The following is a 21,722-nucleotide window of genomic DNA, read 5'->3' on the forward strand; positions in this document are numbered from 1 at the left end:
GTACGCATGGACAAGGTCGTTCATTTCGAAGTGCCGTTCGACGACGGAGAACGGGCAACCACGTTCTATCGCGAGGCGTTCGGCTGGCGGCTCGACTCGATGCCGCAGTTCCAGTACACGATGGTCGCCACGACGGAAACCGACGAGCAGGGCCGCCCTCGCGAGCCCGGCGGAATCAACGGCGGCATGCTCAAGCGGCAGGGACCGATCACGGCGCCGGTCATCACGATCGGGGTCGACGACATCGACGAGACGACGGCCCGCATCGAAAAGCTCGGCGGCAAGGTCGCGATCGGGAAACAGCCGGTGGGCACCATGGGTTTCAGCGCCTACGTCCACGACACCGAGGGCAATCTCATCGGGCTCTGGCAGAACGCCTGAGTATGTTACATCGATGCGGGTGATGGTCTGGAACGTCTGGTGGCGCTTCGGTGGCAACTGGCGGCGGCGCGAGGAGAGCATCCGGGCGACGCTCGACGCGTACCGGCCGGATGTGCTCGGCCTGGTCGAGAGCTGGTCCGGCGAGGGCACCGACCAGCCGCACAGCTTGGCGGCCCCGTGCGGCATGCACGCGACTTTCGCGCCGTCTCCCTTCCCACCCCAGCTGCGGTACGAGGAACAGCCCGGCATCGAGTTCGGTGTCGGGCTGCTCAGTCGATGGCCGTTCCTGGCGGTCGAGCCGCACGAGCTGACCGGTGCACCCGGCCCGGTCGCGCTGCTCGCCACCCTGGACCACCCGCGCGGCCCGCTGCACGTGATCGTCGGCACCGCCGACGGCGGCCCGGTCCAGTGCCGTGAGCTGGCCGCCCTGGCCGCCGACCGGCGCCTGGACGGACCGCACCCGGTGCTGTTGCTGGCCGACTTGAACGCCTCGGTCGACTGCCCGGCGCTGGGCCCGCTGCTCGGCGTGATGGCCGATACGTGGCCCCTGGGCGGCGGCGACCCGGGCGCGGTGACCTTCGACTCGGCCATGCCGTACACCCCGGCCGCGGCCGACATGCCCGACCTGGTGGACCGCCGGATCGACCACGTCCTGGCCCGCCCCGGCCGCCCTGGCGCGCCCCTCGCGGTGCGCGGGGCGTTCCTGGCCGGGGATCGCCCGGTCGGCGGTGTGTACCCGTCTGACCATTACGCGGTCGGCGTGGATCTCTGAGCGCGATTGCGCGGGTTGCGGGGTCGCGCCTTGCGCCGCCGTGCCGGCGCGGTTCGACGCATGTGTTCGTCGTCGTTCCGGTTATGGGCGTCGGCGATTGCCGGCGGAAAGTTCTCCAGCCGGGCGCAACCCGGCCGATAGGCGGCTGCAACGGAACTGCTACCGACCAGGGGGTCACCATGGCCATCGGCACCATCAGCTCCCACGCCCGCGCGGAGCTCACCCGGGCGCAGGCACGCCTCGACGCGGACATCTCGACACGCGACGCGGCGCAGCGGGCGGTCGACCAGGACACCGACACCGTCGGGCGGGTGCAGCAGGCCGCCCGGCGAGAGCTGCAGTCCCGCTCGGCACGCGGGACGGTGGTCGACGTGACGGTCTGAGCTCGGCGCGGTCGAAGCTCGACGCGGTGCGAGCTCGGCGCGATGGTGGTGCCAGCTCGACGTGACGGTGCCAGCTCGACGCGATGGCGCCAGCTCAGCGCGATGGTGCCAGCTCGGCGCGATGGCGCCAGCTCGGCGCGATGGTGCCAGCTCGGCGCGATAGCGCCAGCTCGACGCGACGGTGCCAGCTCGGCGTGACGGCCCGAGCCCGACGTGACCGCCGAGCCCGACCTGACCGCCCGAGCCCGACCTGACCGCCCGAGCCCGACCTGACCGCCCGAGCCCGACGTGACCGCATTCGACCGCGGTGACCTGCCCCACCCTCTAACTGGGTGGGGCCGAACGTAACGCCCGGGTACGACAATCTCCGGCGGGTATCCACAACCCCGGCCGCGGCCTAGTGGAAGACCTTCAAGCCGACCACGCCGGCGATCACCAGGAACAGGCACAGCACGCGCGGGAAGCTGGCGGGCTCGCCGAGCGCCGCCATGCCGACGAGTGCGGTTCCTACCGCGCCGATGCCGACCCAGACCGCGTAACCGGTGCCGAGCGGGATGTCGCGCAGCGCGTACGCCAAGCCGCCCATGCTCGCCGCCAGCGCGGTGATGAAGATCGCCACGGGGACGGGGCGGCTGAAGCCGGCGCTGCGGTCGAGGGCGAGCACCCAGACGGTCTCGAGCATGCCGGAAAGGACGAGAATCACCCATGCCACGACGAGTCACCTCTTCGGCGTCGTCTTGTCGGGCCGGGTACGGCGCACCTCGTCCGGGATGTCCCCCTATGCGGCATCGCCCGCAACCGTAGCACGCCGTATTCGGATAACCGAAAGTTCGGTCACGAATTGCACCGCCCATTGTTACGGAGGTGATGCCCTCCATCAATATCGAATCGTTGACATGCCCGCGCCGAAAAGTAAGACTTTGCGACGTGAAAATGTTGGCCCGCCTCCTGCTCGGCCTCATGCTGGCGCTCGGCGGCCCGGCGGTGAGCGGGTGCGCCCGGAGCGCGGAGCCGGCCACCGCGCCCACCCCGACGGCGGCCACCCAGTTCGGCGGCACCGACCTCGCCTGGATCGAGATCAACATCGCCATGGACGAGCAACTGCTTCCCCTGCTCGGCCTCGTCCCCTCGCGCAGCGGCAGCGCCGGCGTGCAGGCGGTGGCGTCGCAGGTGCAGGCCGTCACCACGGCCGAGCTGACCGAGCTGCGCGCGCTGCACGACCAGGCCGGCCTGCCGTCGGCCAACCCGCACGAGGGCATGCCGATGCCCGGCATGGTCACTCCGGACGACGTGGCCAAGGCCCAGTCGCTGACCGGCAAGGAGTTCGACGCCTTCGTCGTCAAGGCCATCGAGGCCCACGTGGAGCAGAGTCAGAACCTGGCGGAAAGCGAAGACAAATCCGGCGTGGAACCACAGACCCGCACTTTGGCGCTACAGGTCCTGCGTACCCGGGCCGAGGTCATGTCGACCATCAATAGCATTTCCTGAGAGCCTTATCGCTGCGCCTCGAAATGCTCCTTCATGGCCGGGTAGTAGTCGTGGAAATCCGGCGCCGGCCGTCCCTCGCGTGCGGCCGCCAGCGCGTCCAGATAGAACTCCCAGCCCGGCCCGACCTCGCCCACGTTGTCGGTGGTGCCGAGGTGCTGGGTGAACCGCAGCTCGGTGACGCCGGCGCTCTCGCTCAGCACCACCTCCAGCCGCCAGAGGTCGTTCTCGTCCCCGGCCGAGACCGCCAGCCGCCGCGGTGGCTCACACGCGTCGATGGTCATGTCCATCCACGGCGTGCCCTCCTCCTGCACCATCTGCACCTTGACGATGTGGCCCGCGCCCGGCTCGCCCTCCCACGGGCCGAACCAGCGCGCCGTCCGCTCCGGCTCGGTCAGGCTCGCCCAGACGTCCTCGATCGGCGCGCGGAAGGTGCGGGTGAGCACCAGGTCGTTGCCGAACAGCCGGCCGGTCGGTGTCATGCGCTCTCCTTCTCGGAACGGATGTGCCGGGCGGCGTTCTGCCGCTCGCGACGGGTGCGGTGAACCTCGGTCTCCAGCGCGTCGAGGCGGTGCTGCCACCCGGCCGGCGCCGTCAGCCGCGCCAGCCACCCGGCCAGCTCGTCGATCGGCGCGGTGACCAGCGTGTAGACCCGGCGCCGCCCGTCGGCCGCGTCCGCGACCAGGCCGGCGCTCCGCAGGACGCGCAGATGGCGACTGACGGCGGGCCGGCTGATCGCGAACCGCTCGGCGATCTGCCCGGCCGACCGCGGCTCATCGCGCAGCATCAGCAGGATCTCCCGCCGTACGGGATCGGCGATCGCACCCGCCACCTCGTCCACGCCGGGAAGCGTAACCAACAGGTTACGCGTCTGGCAAGCAAGAGCAGCAAAAGGGGCGCCGCCCCGAAGGCGACGCCCCCTCCCTTGCCGACCGAAAAGCCGAACCGGAAAAGCCGAACCAGAGAAGCCGAACCGGAAACGCTTACGGCAGCTCGTAGTTCTCGTTGAGCGCCGCCCCACGGTCCGGCTTGTACTGGTCGAATCCACGCGGGTCACATTGCAGCCCGCCGTTGATGCAGTGCGTGGTCAGCGCGGCCAGCGTGGGCGCGTCCCAGGCGTTGAACACGTCGTAGTGGAAGCTGAACCCGCGCCCACTCGCGAAGTGCACCTGCGACATGTTGCCGCTGACCGGCCACGCCATCTTGAACTCGATCATCGGCACGGCGACCGGGTGATCGTTGGGGCAGACGCCGATGACCGGGTACGCCATGTGGCTCTTGTGGTCCGGCGTGTCCAGGTGCAGCCCGTCCCAGCAGCTCGGGGCCTGCAGGCGCACGTTGAGCTGGGTGCCGGCCGGACAGGTGGCCGGAATGTCCCAGTTGAACGTGCTGTCACCGCACTCGAAGCCCTCGACGGCGCCCGGGTTGTTCCGGAAGTCGTCGATGGTCGCGGCGGGGCTGCCCACCACGTACCGCAGACCGGCCGGGAAAGGCCGCACGCTGCGGTAGTCGATCACGCCGCTCTTGTAGTAGATGACCTGCCGGCCGACCGGCTGCACCGCGGTCGTCCCGTTGAGCAGCGTCGGCATCCAGTACCCGGTCTTGTCACCGGGCGTGATGCACGACGTTCCACCGGCCTGAAGGCTACTGAGCGTGGTCGCCGCGTTGGTCGTCACGTTGCCCATGAACGTGTGCGAGTGCGAGGCGCCCGGCATGTTCGGGAAGACGATCGGGTCGTCGTTGAGGTTGGACCGGCTCACCGAGCAGTTGGCCTGGAACTCGTGGTGCGTGGTGGGCGGGTTGGTGGCCGGCGGGGTCGCGGTCGACGGCACCACTCCGGTCACCGGCGGGTTGGCCATGATGTATCCGGGCCCGTCCGAGGCGGGCGGGTTGACCAGGCTGCCGAAGACCTTGAACTCGTACAGCGAGTAGCCGTAGCCGGTGCCACGCTGCGTGCCGTACATCCGCACATAGCGCCCGGAACCGCTGACCGTGAGCGTCTGGTTCCCGCCCGCGCCGGTGGTCGTCGAATAGACGGTGGTCCACGCGCTGCCGTCCGGCGAGGTCTGGATCTGGAACGCCTTGGCGTAAGCGGCCTCCCACTGCAGCTGCACCGAGGTGATCGTCGCGGTGCCGCCGAGATCGACGCGCAACCACTGTGGGTCACTCCAGGCGCTGCCCCAGCGGGTGGACGCGTTGCCGTCGAAGGCGCCGGCGGCCGGGGCGCCGCCGTTCTCCGTCGACGATGCGAGCGCGGGTTTGCCCTGCGAGAGAAGGGAATCGGCGGCGTGTGCGGACTGGATGCCGAACGCGGTGAGCGCTCCGGCGAGCGTCGCGACCGCTATCGGCGCGACTACGTTGCGCAACCATCGGCGGCGCTGGGGTGGTTTGTGGGTCTTCACGGGGATCTCCACGTTTCTCCACGGGGATGGGGGCTATATTGGAGAGCGCTTTCCGAAGTGTTACGCCGGGATGTCACGCGCGTCAATGTGCCTGCGGTTCCGGAACTTCAAAATCCCGATGCGCCCGTACGGGAATCCCCTTTCCCGCACGACGAGGCACTTCCGCCGTCGCCGGCGCGACCACCCGGGCCGCGACGCGGCTCTCGCGCGGTGAGGTGGCCCAAACCCGTCGGGAGAGCGCTCTCCACGTGTGCTATAAAGTCCACATGGAACGCCTGCCGACGCTCGAGGACGTGGCGCGTGTCGCTGGGGTTTCACGGGCGACCGTCTCGAGGGTGATCAACGGGATCCGCAACGTCGATCCCCAGCTGCACGAGGTCGTCTGGGACGCGGTGGGGCGTACCGGCTATGTCCCCAACCGCCTCGCGCGATCCCTGGTCACCCGCCGCACCGGCACCGTCGCCCTGGTCGTCTCCGATTCCGAGAGTCATGACGACGACCCGTTCATGGGCCGGTTCTTCGCCGATCCCTACTTCGGGCGCGTCGTCGGGGGCCTGATGAGCGTGCTGCGGCAGACCGGCGTCCAGCTCGCCCTGCAGATCGTCGGCAGCGACGAGGGCCGCAAACGCCTGGTCGGCGACCTGCGCAACGGCCAGGCCGACGGCGCGATCGTGCTGTCCCTGCCCCCGGTCGACCCGCTGCCACGCATGCTGACCGAGGGCGGCGTCCCGTCCGTGATGATCGGCCGCCCGGCCGAGCCGGTGCCGATCAACTACGTCGACCTGGCCAACGAGACGGGCGCGACGCTGGCCGCCGAGCACCTGCTCGGGCGCGGCTGCCAGCGGGTCGGAATGATCTCCGGGCCCGCCGACGTGCCGGCCAGCCTCGACCGGGTGTCCGGGTTCCGCCGCACCATGGCCAAGCACGGGCACGGCTGGGTGCCGATCGTGGCCGGCAACTTCACCCAGGCCAGCGGCGAGGCGGCGATGCGGTCCCTGCTCGGCGGCCATCCCGACCTCGACGGCGTCTTCGTGGCCAACGATCTGATGGCGGTCGGCGCCCTGCTCGCGCTGCGCGAGTCCGGCCGGCGGGTGCCCGACGACGTGGCGATCGTCGGGTTCGACGACAGCAGCGCGGCGACGGCGGCCGCTCCCCCGCTGACCACCGTGCGTCATCCGCTCGAGGACATGGCGGCCGAGGCGGCCCGGCTGCTGCTGGCCCGCATCGACGACCCCGGCATGCGCGTCTCGTCGGTGATCTACGAGCCGACGCTGGTCCGCCGCCAGTCCGCCTAGAGACCGGCCGCCTGGAGACCGGCCGCCCCGGAGAGCGGCCGCCCGGAGACCGGCCGCCCGGAGACCGGGGCGAGGCGTCGATCACGGGGCGACGCCTCGCCCCCCGCACGTCTACGGGCTCGCGGCCAGGAAGAGGAACGCCGCCAGCAGCGACAGGTGCACGCCGCCCTGCAGGACGTTCGCGCGGCCGGGCACGATGGTCAGCGTCCCCACCGCCACGGTCAGCGCGAGCAGCACCATCTGGGTGCCGCCGAGCCCGAGCACCAGCGGGCCGGGCAGCCAGATCATCGCGATCGCGATCGCCGGGATGGTCAGGCCGATGCTGGCCATGGCCGAGCCGATGGCCAGGTTGAGGCTGGTCTGCACCCGGTCGCGGGCGGCCGCCCGCAAGGCCGCGATGGTCTCCGGCAGCAGCACCAGCAGGGCGATCGCCACGCCGACCACCGCCTGGGGCAGGCCGGCGTCGTTCACCACCGACTCGATCGCCGGCGAGACGCCCTTGGCCAGGCCGACCACGCCGACCAGCGCCAGCAGGAGCAGGCCGAGGCTGGTCAGCGCCGCGCGGCCGGAGGGCGGGTCGAGGTGCTCCTCGGCGTCGATCACCTCGCCGGCGGTGGTGATCGGCAGGAAGTAGTCCCGGTGCCGGCGGGTCTGCACGGTCACGAACAGGGCGTACAGCGCCAGCGACGCGACGGCCGCGAAGCCGAGCTGGGCGGGCGAGAACTCCGGGCCGGGCCGGCTCGTGGTGAAGCTGGGCAGCACCAGCGAAAGGGTCGCAATCATGGCGACCGTGGCGAACATGCCGCCGGTGCCCTCGGGATTGAAGACGGCCACGTGCCGGCGGGCGGCGCCGACCAGCAGGGACAGGCCGAGCAACCCGTTGCAGGTGATCATCACGGCGGCGAAGACGGTGTCCCGCGCCAGGGCCTGGGTCTTGTCGCCGCCGCTGATCATCAGGGTGACGATCAGGGCGACCTCGATGATCGTGACGGCCACGGCCAGCACGAGCGACCCGAACGGCTCGCCCACCCGGTGGGCGACGACCTCGGCGTGGTGCACGGCGGCGAGCACGGCCAGGCCGAGGAGGAGGGCGATCGCGACGACGCCGGGTGGTGGCAGATCCCGTCCCCAGGTGAGGATCAGAGCCGCGACGGCGACGATCGGAACATAGATGGTCCAGCGGGCGAGATAGTCACGAATCTTGGCTCCCATCCGGCAACTCTGCCAGATTGGATGGCATGGCCTACGTGAATCCCACCGGCGAATACAACCGCGACCAGCGCTACATCGGCACGCGCATCACCGCCGACGGCCGCGACGGGTACCCGGTCGAGCCCGGCCGGTACCGGCTGATCGTCAGTCGCGCCTGCCCCTGGGCGAACCGGTCGATCATCGTACGCCGGCTGCTGGGTCTCGAGGATGTCCTCTCGATGGGCATCGCCGGGCCCACGCACGACGAGCGCAGCTGGACCTTCGACCTCGACCCCGGCGGCCGGGATCCGGTGCTGGGCATCGAACGGCTGCAGGAGGCGTTCCTCAAGCGGTTCCCCGACTACGACAAGGGCATCACCGTGCCGGCCATCGTCGACGTGCCGACCGGGCAGGTGGTGACCAACGACTTCGCGCAGATCACCATCGACCTGTCGCTGGAGTGGGCGAAATACCACCGCGAGGGCGCGCCCCAGCTTTACCCGGAGGAGCTGCGGGAGGAGATCGACAAGGTCAACCGCTTCGTCTTCGCCGACGTGAACAACGGTGTCTACCGGGCCGGCTTCGCGGGTTCCCAGGAGGCGTACGAGAAGGCGTACCACCGCCTCTTCGACCGGCTCGACGCGTTGTCGGAGCATCTCGCCTCGCACCGTTACCTGGTCGGGGACACGATCACCGAGGCGGACGTGCGGTTGTTCACGACGCTGGCCCGCTTCGACCCGGTCTATCACGGCCATTTCAAGTGCAACCGGTCGAAGCTCAGCGAGATGCCGGTGCTGTGGGGGTACGCGCGCGATTTGTTCCAGACGCCCGGTTTCGGGGACACGATCGACTTCGTCGACATCAAGAAGCACTACTACGTGGTGCACAAGGACATCAACCCGACGCAGATCGTGCCGGCCGGGCCCGACTTGTCGACCTGGCTGACCGAGCACGGCCGGGAGAAGCTCGGCGGCCGGCCGTTCGGGGACGGGACTCCCCCGCCGCCGCCCAAGCCGGCCGAGGTGGTGCCGGCCGGGCACGGTGCTATCTGAGGTCCGCGTTCTCCAGGATGTGGCGGGGGAAGCCCACCCTCGCCACCTGCAGCATCGCGCGGCCGAGCCGGTCGGTGCTGGTGACGTATTTCGGCGCCACGCGCTCGACCAGCGGGAACAACGGCTCGGCGACGGTGTAGATGGCGTTGTAGAGGCGCGTCTTCGACCGTACGCCGTGGGTCGGTTGAATGATCCCCGGCCGCGCGGCGTAACCGTTCGGCAGGAGCTCGATGATCTCGCGCTCGGTGCGCGCCTTGACCCGCGCCCACATCTGCCGGCTGGTCGCGCTGGTGCCGGCGCCGGAGACGTAGATGAAACAGGCGTCGTGGTCCACCGCGCGGGCGGCGGCCATCGGGAGCTCGTACGAGACCCGTGTGTACGCCGCCTCGTCCATGCCCACCGAGCTGACGCCCAGGCAGTAGAAGCAGGCGTCGTAGCCCTTGAGCGAGATCGTCGTGAAGTCGGTGAAGTCGTCCGTCCGCACCTCGCGCAGCTTGGGATGACGCACGCCGGTCGGTGTGCGGACCACCGCCAGGACCTCCTCGACGTCGGCCGCGAGCAGGCTCTCCCGGAGCACGCCCTGCCCGACCATGCCGGTCGCGCCGAAGATGATGACCTTCACGGGACCTACTCTCTCACGGGCCTCCGCCGGGTCGCCGAAAATGTCGTACCGCGCGTCTAGGGTTTGCCCGTGCCCGTTGAGCGATGGTCCTCCGCGCAGGTCGAGACGCTGGCCCCCGACGCCTCGTCGGTGAAGGCCGCGCGTGGGCTGTCCACGGCCGTGTCCTGGTCGGCGACCGGCCGGCTCGACGACATCCTCTGGGGACTGTGCCGGTCCTACCAGGTCTGCGTCGACCTCGCGGGCCCGGCGTTCCGCTGCTCCTGCCCGAGCCGCAAGGTTCCCTGCAAGCACGCGCTCGGCCTGCTGCTGCTCTGGGCCGAGTCCGATGTGTCCGCCGCGCCGCCGGCCGACTTCGCCCGGGAGTGGCAGACGGCCCGGGCGGCGAAGGCGGTGGCGAAACCGCGCGCGGCCGCGGTTCCCGACCCGGCCACCGCGGCTCGCCGGGCCGAGCGCGTCGCCTCCGGGATGGCCGAGCTCAGCCGCTGGCTCGACGACCAGGTGCGGCAGGGCCTGGCCGGCGCCCAGCGCAGCGGCCCGCAGCCGTTCGAGGCGATGGCCGCCCGGCTGGTCGACGCCCAGGCGCCGACCGCGGCCGGCGCGGTCCGCCGGCTCGGCATGGTCGCCGGCATCGGGCCGCACTGGGCCGACCGCCTGCTCGGCGAGCTGGCCCTGCTCCGCCTGCTGGTCTCCGGCCACGAGCGGCTGGCCGACCTGCCACCGGCTCTGGCCGCCACCGTGCGCAGCCGCATCGGCTTCCCGGTCGGCACCGAGGAGGTGCTGTCCGGCCCCCGGGTCACCGACCGCTGGCAGGTGCTGGGCCAGGTCGACACCGACGACGGCGCGCTCACCACCCGGCGCAGCTGGCTGCGCGGCGCCGGCACCGGCCGGTTCGGGCTGGTCCTGTCGTTCGCGGCGCCCGGGCAGCCGATGGTCGCCGACCTCGTGCCCGGCACCGAGTTCCGCGGCGACCTCGCCTTCTATCCGGGCAACGCGCCGCTGCGGGCGCTGATCGCCGACCGGGCCAGCGCCGCCGAGCCGTTCCGCTGTCCCGACGGCGCCGTCCCGCTCAGCGAGGCCCTCGCCGGCTACGCGGCCACCGTCGCCGGCGAGCCGTGGCGCTTCGACGCGCCGGTGCTGCTGGCCGGGGTCACCCCGAGCGACGACGGCTGGCTGGTCGACGAGTCGGGCGGGGCGCTGCCGCTCGCGCCCGGCCACCGCGAGCCGTGGTGGCTGCTCGCCGCGGCCGGCGCCACACCGGCGACGGTCGCCGCCGAGTGGTCGCCGGCCGGCCTGCGCCCGCTCGCGGCGTGGACCGCCGGCGGGTTCGTCCCGGCCGGCCCCCCGATGCCCGACCCGGGCGCGCCGCGCCGCCCCGAGCTCCCGCCCGACCTGCTGGCCGCGGCCCTGGTCGGCACCAACCGCCGCCCCTGGCCGGGCGAGGCCGGCCTGCTCGAGTCGGCGGCCGTGGCGCTCACCCGGCACCGCGCCGGCGTCACCCCGGCCGCCGGGCACGCGCCGGTGCCGGCCGCGCCGGCCGAGACCACGCCGCCGCTGCCGCCGGCGACCGGGGTCCGGCTGATCCGCATCCTCTCCGACGGCGCGTCGGTCGGCGCTCAGATCGCCCAGGAGCTGCTGGCCCAGTGGCTGGCCGCCGCCGCGGCCAAGGGCGGCCACGTGCCGCCGGTCGCCCTGCCGGCCCTGCTCGACGCGGGCCGGCGCAACTCGCTGATCCGCCCGGCGCTGGCCCGGGTCGCGGGCCGCCGCGGGGTGTGGCTGGCCGGCATGCGCGGCGACTGGCGCTGGCTGCGCGACGAGACCGTGGTCGTCCCCGAGTCGCCGGCGATCTGGGCGACCGGGACCACCGGCGAGCGCCTGGGCTACCTCACCGAGCTGCGCCGGGCCGACCCGGCCCGGGCCCGCGAGCTGCTGGCCACGACCTGGGAGCAGGAGTCGTCCGACGACCGCGCCCGCTTCCTGTCCGCGTTCGCCACCGGCCTGTCCCTCGACGACGACCCGTTCCTCGAGCAGGCCCTCGACGACCGGCGCAAGGAGGTGCGCGAGGCGGCGCTCGACCTGCTGCGCGGCCTGGCCGGCTCGTCGCTCGGCCGGCGCATGGCCGCTCGCGCCGCCGACGCCGTGCGGCTGGACACGCGCGGCCGCCTGGTCGTGACGCCGCCCGAGGAGCTGGATGCCGGCCTGCGCCGCGACGGTGTCGCCGCCACGCCCGCGCGCGGCCTCGGCGTCAGCGCCTGGCTGCTGGAGGAGACGCTGGCCGGCGCGCCGCTGGCGACCTGGTCCGACCCGGTCACCATGCTGCGGCTGGCCCGCGGCAACGACTGGGAGTCGGCGCTCATGCATGGCTGGGCCAAGGCCGCCGTCGCCCAGAACGACGCGGCGTGGGCGACGGCGCTGATCGACGAGCGGGCCGACATGTTGCGTGAGTCCGTCCGGTGGGACCTGCACCTGGTCCTCCCGCCCGACGAGCTGGCCCGGCTGGCCGGCGAGGCGCTGCTGCGCGACGACGGCCTCGCCCACCGGCTGCTCTCCATCCACCCCGGCAACTGGTCCGACCAGCTGTCGGCCGCCGTCTTCGAGACCATCGCCCACCGGGCCCGCACCGACCGGCACACCTGGCAGCTCGGCGAGCTCTGCCGGGCCGCGTCGCTGTCCATGCCGCCGAAGTGGGCCGAGCCGGTCGGCCGGCTGGCCCAGCAGCTCGACCAGGAGCCGGCCGCCTCGTCGCGGGTGCGGCCGGTGGCCGAGCTCGCCCGCACGCTCACCTTCCGCCACGAGATGTTTCAGGAGTTCGAGTGACCGCCTTGCGCCCGCACGCCGAGGATCAGTACGCCGAGGAGCTGGCCCTGCTGGCCGCCGCCGACGACCGGCCTCGCCCGCCCGGCTGGCGGCTGTCCCCGCAGGCCGTCGTGACCTACCTGCTCGGCGACGGCGCGAAGATCACCCCGAAGTACGTGGGACCGCGCCGGCTGATCGAGGTCGCGGTCGCGACGCTGGCCACCGACCGGGCACTGCTGCTGCTCGGCGTGCCGGGCACGGCCAAGACCTGGGTGTCCGAGCATCTGGCGGCGGCGATCTCGGGCGATTCGACCCTGCTGGTGCAGGGCACGGCGGGCACGGCCGAGGAGGCGATCCGGTACGGGTGGAACTATGCCCGCCTGCTGGCCGAGGGGCCCACGGACGCGGCCCTCGTGCCGAGCCCGATCATGCGGGCCATGCGCACCGGCACGATCGCCCGGCTCGAGGAGCTGACCCGGGTGCCGTCCGATGTGCAGGACGCGCTGATCACGATCCTGTCCGAGAAGACGCTGCCGGTGCCGGAGCTCAACACCGAGGTCCAGGCGCAGCGCGGGTTCAACCTGATCGCCACCGCCAACGACCGCGACCGCGGGGTCAACGAGCTGTCCAGCGCGCTGCGCCGCCGGTTCAACACGGTGGTGCTGCCGGTGCCGGCCTCGGCCGACGAGGAGGTCGAGATCGTCGCCCGCCGGGTGGCGCAGCTCGGCGCGTCGCTCGACCTGCCCGAGGTGCCGACCGCGCTCGAGGAGATCCGGCGGGTGGTCACCGTCTTCCGCGAGCTGCGCAGCGGCCTCACCGAGGACGGCCGCACCAAGCTGAAGTCGCCGACCGGCACGCTTTCCACCGCCGAGGCGATCTCGGTGCTCACCAACGGCATGGCGCTGGCCGCCCACTTCGGCGACGGCACCCTGCACCCCGGCGACGTGGCCGCCGGCATCGTCGGCGCGGTCGTGAAGGACCCGGTCTCCGACGGCGTGGTCTGGCGCGAATACCTGGAGACCGTCGTGCGCGAGCGCCCCGACTGGCTCGACTTCTACCGGGCCGCCCGCGATGCCTGAGCGCCTCTACGGCATCCGCCACCACGGCCCGGGCTCGGCCCGCGCGGTGGTGGCCGAGCTGTCGCGGCAGCCGCCCTCGATCCTGCTGGTCGAGGGCCCGCCCGAGGCCGACGATCTGGTCCGCTGGGTGGCCGATTTCGGTCTCGAGCCTCCGGTCGCGCTGCTCGGTTACGCCGCCGACGACCCCCGGCGGGCGGCGTGCTGGCCGTTCGCCGTCTTCTCGCCGGAATGGCAGGCGATCCGCTGGGCGGTGGCGAACGGCGTGCCGGTCCGTTTCTTCGACCTGCCCTTCGCCTACCGCCTCGGCGGCTCGCCGCCATCCCGGCCGTCGCCCTCGCCAGCACCGCCCAACTCCCCGGCGCCCGCTCCCTCGCCCTCCGACGCGCCCCTTCCTCCACCGTCCGGCACGCCGGCGCCCGTTCCCTCCGACACGCCCCTTCCTCCACCGTCCGGCACGCCGGCGCCCGCTCCCTCGCCCTCCGACGCGCCGCTCCCGCCAAGCCCGCCGGACATTTCGCCTTCGTCGGAAATTTCGCCTCCGGCCGAGCCCGCGCGGCCGGTCGATCCGATCGGGGAGCTTGCCCACGCGGCCGGTTACGACGACCCGGAGCGGTGGTGGGAGGACGTCGTCGAGCATCGCGGGATGCCGGCCTTCGAGGCGATCGCCGAGGCGATGGCCGAGATTCGCGACGGTTCGCCCGAGGAGCCGGACGACCTCGTCCGCGAGGCCTACATGCGCACCGTGCTGCGGCAGGTGCGCAAGACGCACGACGACATCGCGGTGGTCTGCGGCGCCTGGCACGTGCCGGCGCTGACCCGCAAGGTCGCGATCAAGGACGACGCGGCGCTGCTCAAGGGACGCCGCAAGGGGAAGGTCGCGTTCACGTGGGTGCCCTGGACGTACGGGCGCCTGGCTTCCTGGTCCGGTTATGGCGCCGGCGTGCGGTCGCCGGGGTGGTACCACCATCTGTTCACCCACACCGACGAGGTCGTGCCGCGCTGGCTGGTCGACGCGGCCGGCGTGCTGCGGGCCGAGGGCGTGCCCACCTCGTCGGCGCACGTCATCGAGGCCACCCGGCTGGCCGAGGCGCTGGCCACGATGCGCGGGCGGCCGCTGGCCGGGCTGGCCGAGGTCACCGAGGCGGCCGAGGCCGTGATGTGCGACGCCGAGCCGCTGCGGGTCGAGCTGATCAACAAACGGCTCGTGGTCGGCGAACGGCTGGGCGGCGTGCCGGACGAGATGCCGGCGGTGCCGCTGGCCAAGGACCTGGCGGCCGAGCAGCGGTCGGTGCGGCTCAAGCCCGAGGCGCTCGAGCGGGCGCTCGACCTCGACCTGCGCAAGGAGACCGACCTGCGGCGCAGCCGGCTGTTGCACCGGCTGCGGACCTTCGACGTGCCGTGGGGCGAGCCGGTGGCGTCGGGCCGGGGCACGGGCACGTTCCGCGAGGAGTGGAAGCTGCGGTGGCAGCCCGAGTTCGCGGTGCGGCTGGTCGAGGGCAGCATGTACGGCACCACGGTCGCGTCGGCGGCCACGGCCAAGGTGACCAAGGCCGCCGATGAGGCCGAGACGCTCGCCGACGTGACGGCCCTGGTGGAGATCTGTCTGCTGGCGGATCTGGCCGACGCGTACGGGCCGGTGCTCGCCGCCCTCGACGTGCGCGCCGCGCTGGACGCCGACGTCGGGCACCTGATGGCCGCGATCCCGGCGCTCGCCCGCACCCTGCGGTACGGCGACGTGCGCCGCACCGACGTCGCCGGGCTCGCCGCGGTGACCGCGTCGCTGCTCGGCCGGGTGTGTGCGGGGCTGCCCTCGGCGGTGGGCTCGCTCTCCGACGAGGCCGCCAAGGTGCTGCGCGATCGCATCGACGGGGTGCACGCGGCGGTCGGCCTGCTCGCCGACGACGACCTGCGGTCCCGATGGCTGGCCACCCTGTCGTCGCTGGCCGGCCGGGCCGACCTGCACGGGCTGCTGGCCGGGCGCCTCACCCGCCTGTTGCTCGACGCCGGCCGGCTGGACGCGGCCGAGGCCCGGCGCCGGATGCGGCTTCCGCTGACCGTCGGCACCGCGCCGGCGCACGCGGCGGCGTGGGTCGAGGGGTTCCTCTCCGGCGGCGGCCTGCTGCTCGTGCACGACGCCGCGCTGCTCGACCTGCTGGACGGGTGGCTGGCCGACATCCCGGCCGACGCCTTCGACGACGTGCTGCCCCTGTTGCGCCGGACGTTCGGGGCGTTCGACGCGGGTGAGCGCCGCGCGATCGGCGAGCGGGTGGCCGGGAAGCGTGCCACGGCCGATCGCGGGGGCCTGGGGTTCGACCCGGCCCGCGCCGACCTCGTGCTGCCGACGCTGTCCGTGCTGCTCGGGCGGGAGATCGGCGTGCTGTCGGGGCCGGACATCATCACCGAAGCCGCGCCCGCGATCGCCGCGGGGAGCACCGCCGCCGCCAAGATCCACATCATCGGCCCCGGGGAGACGCCGTGAGCGAGGAGATCGACGAGGCCACGCGCGAGCGTTCGCGTCGGTGGCGGATGGTGCTCGGCGGGCCGGCCGACGAGGCGCTGGGCAAGGCCGAGGGCCGCGACGGGCAGATGGACGCCGCGCTGGCCGCGCTCTACGACGCGGGCGGCGAGGGCGACGGGCCGCCGGGCAGCAAGCGGTCGGCCGGGCTCGGCGGATCGGCGCCCAAGGTGGCCCGGTGGCTCGGCGACATCCGGGAGTACTTCCCGAGCACGGTCGTGCAGGTCATGCAGTCCGACGCGATCGAGCGGCTGGACCTGACCCGGCTGCTGCTCGAACCCGAGATGCTGGCCGCCGTCGAGCCCGACGTGCACCTGGTCGGCACGCTGCTCTCGCTCAACCGGGTGATGCCGGCCAAGACCAAGGATGCCGCCCGGCAGGTGGTCCGCACCGTGGTCGAGCGGCTGGAGAAGCGCATCTCGCAGAAGACCCGGGCCGCCGTCTCGGGCGCGCTCAACCGGGCGGCGCGGATCAACCGGCCCAAGCACTCCGACATCGACTGGGACCGTACGATCCGGGCCAACCTGAAGCACTACCAGGCCGACCTCGGCACGGTGATCCCCGAGCGGCTGGTCGGCTACGGCCGGCGGACCACGGCCGTGCAGCGCGACGTCGTGCTGTGCGTGGACCAGTCCGGCTCGATGGCGGCCTCGGTCGTGTTCTCCGGGGTGTTCGCCGCGGTGCTGGCCTCGATGCGGTCGCTGCGCACGTCGCTGGTCGTCTTCGACACCGCCGTGGTCGACCTGACCGACCAGCTCAGCGACCCGGTCGAGGTGCTGTTCGGCACGCAGCTGGGCGGCGGCACCGACATCAACCGGGCGATCGCCTACAGCCAGCAGCTCATCACCCGGCCCCGGGACAGCATCTTCGTGCTGATCAGCGACCTGTACGAGGGCGGGGTCCGCGAGCAGATGCTGCGCCGGGTCGCGGAGATGACCTCGGCCGGCGTCCAGGTCGTGGTGCTGCTGGCGCTCTCCGACGAGGGCGCACCGGCGTACGACCACGACAACGCCGCCGCGCTCGCCGCCCTCGGTGTCCCGGCGTTCGCCTGCACGCCCGATGCGTTCCCCGATCTGATGGCCGCGGCCATCGAGCGTCGTGATCTCCGAGCATTCGCCGAGCGTCTTGAGTCGGCGCCGAAAGGTAACTAGCGTATGACGGTATGAGTGCTTACCTGGAGAGCCCGCGGATCTGGCAGGAAAGCTGGGACCGGCAGCAGCAGGCGTTCATGCCCGACCGCGAGGAGCGGTTCGCCGCGATGCTCGATGCGGTCGGCGCGGTCACCGACGGCCGGCCGCCGAGGCTGCTCGACCTGGCCGGCGGCACGGGCACGATCTCGCTGCGCACGCTGGCCCGCTATCCCGGCGCCGAGGTGACCGTCCTCGACCAGGACCCGGTGCTGCTGGCGATCGCGCGGGCGTCCCTCGGCGCGGGCGGGGATAACGGCGCGACCGGGCACGACAGCGCGAGCGGGGATGACAGCGCGCGGGCCACCGTGGTGGACGCCGACCTCGGTGATCCGTCGTGGCGGGCCAAGCTGCCGGGCGAAGGGTTCGACGCCGTGCTCACGGCCACGGCGCTGCACTGGCTGCCGGCCGAGCGGGTGGCGGCCCTTTACGGCGAGGTTCTCCAGGTGCTGCGGCCGGGCGGGATCTTCGTGAACGCCGACCACATGCCCGAGGAGTCGTTGCCCACGCTCTCCGAACGACTCCGCGCGCGGGCCCGCGCCGAGCGGGAGGCGCGCTATGCCTCGGGCGCCGCGACGTCCTGGGGTGACTGGTGGCAGCGGGCGGCGGCCGATGCGTTCCTGGGGCCCAAGGTGGCCGAGCGGGAGCGCATCTACCCGTCGGCCGTGCACAACCACGAGTGGACGCCGCCGGCGCTCTGGCACGTCGACGCCCTGCGGGTGGCCGGTTTCCGCGAGGCCGGCATCCTCTGGCGCGGCGGCACGGACGCGGCGGTGGCCGGGCTGCGGTGAGGTGAGGTAGCTCTCGCCACAATCGCCGCACAACCGGCCTAAAGTGAGCACATGCCATTGAGCGGTGAATATGCCCCCAGCACCAGCGCCTGGGCGCGCGATCAAGCCGAGACCATCGAGTCCACCAACGGCGCCGAGGGCGGGCTCCTGCAGGGGATGCCGGTCGTCGTGCTGACCTCGCGCGGGGCGAAGTCCGGCAAGCTGCGCAAGACCGCGCTCATGCGGGTCGAGCACGACGGGCAATATGCGGTCGTCGGCTCGCTGGGCGGAGCGCCCAAGCATCCGGTCTGGGTCTACAACCTGCGCAAGGAACCGCACGTCGAGCTGCAGGACGGGCCGGAGCGGCACGACTACGTCGCCCATGAGACCGAGGGCGACGAGCGCGAGCTGTGGTGGAAGCGGGCGGTCGCGGCGTTCCCCAACTACGCCGAGTACCAGAAGAAGACCGAGCGGATCATTCCGGTGTTCGTGCTGACCCGGACCGACGCCTAGCCCGGGCCGCACCTCGGCTCCGACCGTCGGGAGACCCGCTCGATCGGGCCAACCTCGGGAAAATCGGCTGCCTCACGAGCATCGATGGTCGATCATGGCATCATGCGTACGCCCCATCAGTCCGTCGACCGGCACGCCGGCCGCGCCGTGGAGCAGGCGGCACCGTCGCCCGCTCCCGCCGCCGTGCCGCTGTCCGGGGCCGTCGATGACGGCGACCGCCTGGTGGACGTGGTCGACCTGCTCGCGCTCGACGGGTTCGTGACCGGTCGCGAACCCTTCGGGCGCAGCAAATACCTCGAGAACGTACGCGCCGACGCGTCGCTGACCACCGACGACGCCCGCTTCGTGCGGGACGCGGTCGAGGACGACGGCCAGGCCCGGCTCGCGGTCGGCGAGGGCTGGACCCTGCACGTGATGCGCTGGAAGCAGAGCCGCCGGGCCCGGGTCACGGTCACCGCGATCACGGCCGAGCTGGCCGACTCCGTGCTCGATGCGGCCACGACCGGCGCGGTCGAGGAACCGGCGCCGGCGGGCGAGAGCGTACCCATCGGCTTCTGGCATTTCGGTCCGCACGGACCGCGACGGGTCCCGCGCGAGATCGACGCCGCGCCCTGGGAGAAGATCAGCGCCAACTACGCGCGCCCGGTCGCACAGACCCTCGAGCGGCTGATGGCGCTGGACGGCTCGGTGGTCAACGGCCGGCTCCTGCTGCTGCACGGCGAGCCCGGCACCGGCAAGACGACCGCGCTGCGTGCCCTGGCCCAGCAGTGGCGCTCGTGGTGCCAGGTCGACTGCGTGCTCGACCCCGAGCGCCTGTTCAGCGATCCCGCGTACCTGATGAGCGTGGCCCTGGGCAGCGACGAGGAGGAGCCCCGCTGGCGTCTGCTCATGCTCGAGGACTGCGACGAGCTGATCAACGGCGAGGCCAAGGCGTCGGCCGGCCAGTCGTTGTCGCGCCTGCTCAACCTCACCGACGGCCTGCTCGGCCAGGGCCGCAACGCCTTGATCGCCATCACGACGAACGAGGACCTGGCAACCTTGCACCCCGCGGTGATCCGGCCCGGGCGGTGCCTGGCGAGCATCGAGGTCGGCCGTCTCCCGTACGCCGAGGCGGTGGCGTGGCTGGGTTCCTCCCGAGGCATCGGCCCCGACGGCGCCACGCTGGCCGAGCTGTACGCCCTGCGCACGGGCGCCCAGCCGGTCACCGTCCCCACCGCCACCCCCACGACCGGCATGTACCTGTAGGCGCTACTCCGGTTTGTTGCCCGCCTCGCCGCCGACCTCGAACGGCGTGCGCACGTCGGTGTAGGCGAGGTGGGCCAGCAGCCCGTCGACCGCGTGCTGCAGGTTGTGGCAGTGGTCGACCCAGATGCCCGGATTGTCGGCCACGAACGCGATCTCGTACGTCTCGCCGTCCCCCACGTCGAGCGAGTCGAACCACCACGGACTGCCCGTCGCCGCCACCCCGTCGCGGCTGAGCACCACGGCATGGTGCCCGTGCAGGTGCATCGGGTGGACCTCGCCGCTGTTGTTCGCGATCGTCATCTTCACGATGTCCCCGGTGGTGACCATGAACATCGGCACGTCCGGGAAGAGGTGCCCGTTGATCGACCACCAGAGTCCCGGCTTGCCGTCGAGAAAGCCGGCCCGCCGCCCGATCCGGTAGTCGAAGTTCCGGTTCGCCTTGCCCGGATCGAACCCGAGATCCGCCTTGGCCCCATACGACAGAAAGTCAATCGTCGCCTTCGGCTCACCGGTCGCCCCACCCCCGGCGGGACCCGCTCCCCCACCGGCCGCGGCCGTGGTCAGCGCCGCCCCCGCGCCCACATCGAGGCGCGCCAAGCCCGAGGCCGGCACCGTAAAGCTCAGATCAACCCGCCCACCCGCCGTCACCACGACGGATTTATCCGAAATATCGGTCGGCCCGTGCACCTCGCGACCGTCGATCGCCGCGACCCGATACGGCGCCCCCGTCACCCATGCGCGGAGCGGCTGGGCGTCCGTGTTGATCACCCGAGCGCGCACCACCTGCTGCGGCCGCGCCGCCAGCGCCGACTCTCCCGGCCGGCCGTTGATCGTGCGGCGGCCGTCGTAGGTGTGCACCGCGACGACCTGGTCGATCCCCTCGGAGAACACCGGCTCGGTCACCACCAGCGCCCCGAACATGCCGCCCTTGACCTGCTCGTGCGAAACCTGGTGCGAGTGGTACCAGAACGTCCCGGCGTCCTGCGCCACGAACCGGTAGACGAACTGCTCGCCGGGCTGGACCGCGTTCTGCGTGACGCCGGCGACGCCGTCCTCCGCGTTCGGGACGTCGACGCCGTGCCAGTGCAGGGTGACACCGTCGGTCACGTTGTCGTTGATCAGCGTGACCTGGACGAGCTGCCCCTTCACCGCCCGGATCTCGGGACCGGGCGTGACGCCGTTGAGCGTGTACTTCCCGTTCTTCTCCCGGCGAGCGGTCAGCGTGACGGCGACGTCGGGGTCGCCGGTGCTCGGACCGGTCAGCGTCGAGACGTCGAGCCCGCCGGCGCTGTGCACGTGACCGGTCTGCGGACCGCCGCCGAAGTCCGCGTACCCCATGGTCGCCATGTTGTAGGTCGAGGGGACGAGGCTCTGTTGCCAGAAGTAGCCCAGCGGTCCGAGGATCGCCACCGTCGCCCCCACGGCGATGGCGATCTTGACAGATCGGCGCACGGCTCAGGCCGCGACCGGCGCGCTCGCCTGTGCGGAGCCGGCCACGCGCGCCTGGCGCATCGCGATCGAGGCGACCGCGGCCAGCGCGAACGCGTTGATCGCGTGCAGCACGCCGAGGATCGGGACCGGGAAGCTCGCGTACGCCAGCACGATCTGCAGCACCAGCACGCCGAACGTGATCGCGGCCCACTTGACCCCGCCCGGGATGCCGGCGAAGAACGACACGATCAGCAGCAGAATCACCAGCAGCGGCACGACCATCTCGCCGACCACCGCGTGCACGGCGATGCCGGCGTTGTCGGAGTCTTTGGTGAAGACCTGCCCGTCGTCGGTCTTGTGCAGGATGTCGAACAGCGCGTAGGCGATGGCGCACGCCTGCACCACAACCCCAACGGCGATCAACATGGCGAGAACCCGGTACACAGCGCGCACGACGCTCCCCCTCCAGTGTCCCTACGTTTCCGTGTGCACATCCTGCCTCTCCGGTACGACAAGAAGCACTTGCGCCCTCAGGAAACCCTCAGTATCGACCCGTGCGGCTGACCGGCTGCCGAAGCCGCCGCCACCGCCCTCACCCCTCGGCGG

The 21,722-nt window shown here is 72.2% G+C and carries 21 protein-coding genes and 1 riboswitch; of the genes, 13 read left to right on the top strand and 8 right to left on the bottom strand.

The annotated features are described in order from the left end of the window. Positions 1–6 precede the first annotated feature (6 nt). The 3 genes from ACQP2F_RS35790 (at position 7) to ACQP2F_RS35800 (ending at position 1,536) form a co-directional block, all read left to right on the top strand. The gene (locus tag ACQP2F_RS35790) at positions 7–381 is read left to right on the top strand and encodes a VOC family protein (RefSeq protein WP_433295427.1); all 375 of its coding nucleotides are present in this window, start codon (positions 7–9) and stop codon (positions 379–381) included. Positions 382–394: 13 nt separating this feature from the next. After that, complete coding sequence (locus ACQP2F_RS35795) at positions 395–1,153, top strand: endonuclease/exonuclease/phosphatase family protein (RefSeq protein ID WP_433295429.1); 759 nt, start codon at positions 395–397, stop codon at positions 1,151–1,153. Positions 1,154–1,332: 179 nt separating this feature from the next. Next, positions 1,333–1,536 (top strand): hypothetical protein, encoded by a 204-nt coding sequence (locus tag ACQP2F_RS35800; RefSeq protein ID WP_433295431.1) that lies wholly within the window; start codon positions 1,333–1,335, stop codon positions 1,534–1,536. 397 nt (positions 1,537–1,933) lie between these two features. Here the strand turns inward: ACQP2F_RS35800 and ACQP2F_RS35805 are convergent, their stop codons facing one another. Continuing rightward, complete coding sequence (locus ACQP2F_RS35805) at positions 1,934–2,248, bottom strand: DMT family transporter (protein WP_433295433.1); 315 nt, start codon at positions 2,246–2,248, stop codon at positions 1,934–1,936. Positions 2,249–2,262: 14 nt separating this feature from the next. Next, a riboswitch (guanidine-III (ykkC-III) riboswitch) is annotated at positions 2,263–2,328 on the bottom strand. 141 nt (positions 2,329–2,469) lie between these two features. Between ACQP2F_RS35805 and ACQP2F_RS35810 the strand changes: the two genes are divergently transcribed. Beyond that, positions 2,470–3,024, top strand: a complete 555-nt coding sequence (locus ACQP2F_RS35810) for a DUF305 domain-containing protein (RefSeq protein WP_433307734.1) — start codon at positions 2,470–2,472, stop codon at positions 3,022–3,024. 5 nt (positions 3,025–3,029) lie between these two features. On the opposite strand, the gene ACQP2F_RS35815 is transcribed toward ACQP2F_RS35810, so the two are convergent. From ACQP2F_RS35815 to ACQP2F_RS35825, 3 genes are all read right to left on the bottom strand, one after another. Next, the gene (locus tag ACQP2F_RS35815) at positions 3,030–3,503 is read right to left on the bottom strand and encodes an SRPBCC family protein (protein ID WP_433295435.1); all 474 of its coding nucleotides are present in this window, start codon (positions 3,501–3,503) and stop codon (positions 3,030–3,032) included. After that, positions 3,500–3,862 carry a metalloregulator ArsR/SmtB family transcription factor gene (locus ACQP2F_RS35820; RefSeq protein ID WP_433295437.1) on the bottom strand — a complete coding sequence of 121 codons (363 nt, stop codon included), beginning with the start codon at positions 3,860–3,862 and terminating at the stop codon, positions 3,500–3,502. The genes ACQP2F_RS35815 and ACQP2F_RS35820 overlap by 4 nt, the downstream gene beginning before the upstream one ends. Before the next feature lie 142 nt (positions 3,863–4,004). After that, entirely contained in the window at positions 4,005–5,423 is a 1,419-nt protein-coding gene (locus ACQP2F_RS35825) for a DUF1996 domain-containing protein (protein ID WP_433295439.1), read from the bottom strand. A 266-nt stretch (positions 5,424–5,689) separates the two neighbouring features. Between ACQP2F_RS35825 and ACQP2F_RS35830 the strand changes: the two genes are divergently transcribed. Beyond that, positions 5,690–6,718, top strand: a complete 1,029-nt coding sequence (locus ACQP2F_RS35830) for a LacI family DNA-binding transcriptional regulator (protein ID WP_433295441.1) — start codon at positions 5,690–5,692, stop codon at positions 6,716–6,718. Between the two features lie 111 nt (positions 6,719–6,829). Here ACQP2F_RS35830 and ACQP2F_RS35835 read toward each other — a convergent pair whose 3' ends face one another. Next, complete coding sequence (locus ACQP2F_RS35835; RefSeq protein WP_433295443.1) at positions 6,830–7,930, bottom strand: calcium:proton antiporter; 1,101 nt, start codon at positions 7,928–7,930, stop codon at positions 6,830–6,832. Positions 7,931–7,956: 26 nt separating this feature from the next. Between ACQP2F_RS35835 and ACQP2F_RS35840 the strand changes: the two genes are divergently transcribed. After that, the gene (locus ACQP2F_RS35840; protein ID WP_433295445.1) at positions 7,957–8,961 is read left to right on the top strand and encodes a glutathione S-transferase family protein; all 1,005 of its coding nucleotides are present in this window, start codon (positions 7,957–7,959) and stop codon (positions 8,959–8,961) included. Here ACQP2F_RS35840 and ACQP2F_RS35845 read toward each other — a convergent pair. Further along, positions 8,954–9,583, bottom strand: a complete 630-nt coding sequence (locus tag ACQP2F_RS35845) for an epimerase (RefSeq protein WP_433295447.1) — start codon at positions 9,581–9,583, stop codon at positions 8,954–8,956. The two genes, ACQP2F_RS35840 and ACQP2F_RS35845, sit on opposite strands and share 8 nt — an antisense overlap. 69 nt (positions 9,584–9,652) lie before the next feature. Between ACQP2F_RS35845 and ACQP2F_RS35850 the strand changes: the two genes are divergently transcribed. From ACQP2F_RS35850 to ACQP2F_RS35880, 7 genes are all read left to right on the top strand, one after another. Then, positions 9,653–12,397 (top strand): DUF5691 domain-containing protein, encoded by a 2,745-nt coding sequence (locus ACQP2F_RS35850; protein WP_433295449.1) that lies wholly within the window; start codon positions 9,653–9,655, stop codon positions 12,395–12,397. Then, a complete protein-coding gene (locus ACQP2F_RS35855; RefSeq protein WP_433295451.1) occupies positions 12,394–13,455 on the top strand; it encodes an ATP-binding protein in 1,062 nt (353 codons plus the stop codon). The genes ACQP2F_RS35850 and ACQP2F_RS35855 overlap by 4 nt, the downstream gene beginning before the upstream one ends. Further along, positions 13,448–15,934 carry a DUF5682 family protein gene (locus ACQP2F_RS35860; protein WP_433295453.1) on the top strand — a complete coding sequence of 829 codons (2,487 nt, stop codon included), beginning with the start codon at positions 13,448–13,450 and terminating at the stop codon, positions 15,932–15,934. Before ACQP2F_RS35855 ends, ACQP2F_RS35860 begins: the two co-directional genes overlap by 8 nt. Then, on the top strand, positions 15,931–17,121 hold the full coding sequence (locus ACQP2F_RS35865; RefSeq protein ID WP_433295455.1) for a VWA domain-containing protein: 1,191 nt from the start codon (positions 15,931–15,933) through the stop codon (positions 17,119–17,121). The genes ACQP2F_RS35860 and ACQP2F_RS35865 overlap by 4 nt, the downstream gene beginning before the upstream one ends. A gap of 11 nt (positions 17,122–17,132) precedes the next feature. Then, positions 17,133–17,948 (top strand): class I SAM-dependent methyltransferase, encoded by an 816-nt coding sequence (locus tag ACQP2F_RS35870; protein WP_433295457.1) that lies wholly within the window; start codon positions 17,133–17,135, stop codon positions 17,946–17,948. 51 nt (positions 17,949–17,999) lie between these two features. After that, positions 18,000–18,440 (top strand): nitroreductase family deazaflavin-dependent oxidoreductase, encoded by a 441-nt coding sequence (locus ACQP2F_RS35875; protein WP_433295459.1) that lies wholly within the window; start codon positions 18,000–18,002, stop codon positions 18,438–18,440. Positions 18,441–18,542: 102 nt separating this feature from the next. Continuing rightward, on the top strand, positions 18,543–19,685 hold the full coding sequence (locus ACQP2F_RS35880; RefSeq protein ID WP_433295461.1) for a DUF5925 domain-containing protein: 1,143 nt from the start codon (positions 18,543–18,545) through the stop codon (positions 19,683–19,685). A 3-nt stretch (positions 19,686–19,688) separates the two neighbouring features. On the opposite strand, the gene ACQP2F_RS35885 is transcribed toward ACQP2F_RS35880, so the two are convergent. Both ACQP2F_RS35885 and ACQP2F_RS35890 read right to left on the bottom strand, forming a co-directional pair. Beyond that, entirely contained in the window at positions 19,689–21,137 is a 1,449-nt protein-coding gene (locus ACQP2F_RS35885) for a multicopper oxidase family protein (RefSeq protein ID WP_433295463.1), read from the bottom strand. A gap of 3 nt (positions 21,138–21,140) precedes the next feature. After that, positions 21,141–21,542 carry a hypothetical protein gene (locus ACQP2F_RS35890; RefSeq protein ID WP_433295465.1) on the bottom strand — a complete coding sequence of 134 codons (402 nt, stop codon included), beginning with the start codon at positions 21,540–21,542 and terminating at the stop codon, positions 21,141–21,143. Between the last annotated feature and the right edge of the window lie 180 nt (positions 21,543–21,722).

It is taken from the genome of Actinoplanes sp. CA-030573, assembly GCF_050951115.1.
Lineage (GTDB): Bacteria > Actinomycetota > Actinomycetes > Mycobacteriales > Micromonosporaceae > Actinoplanes.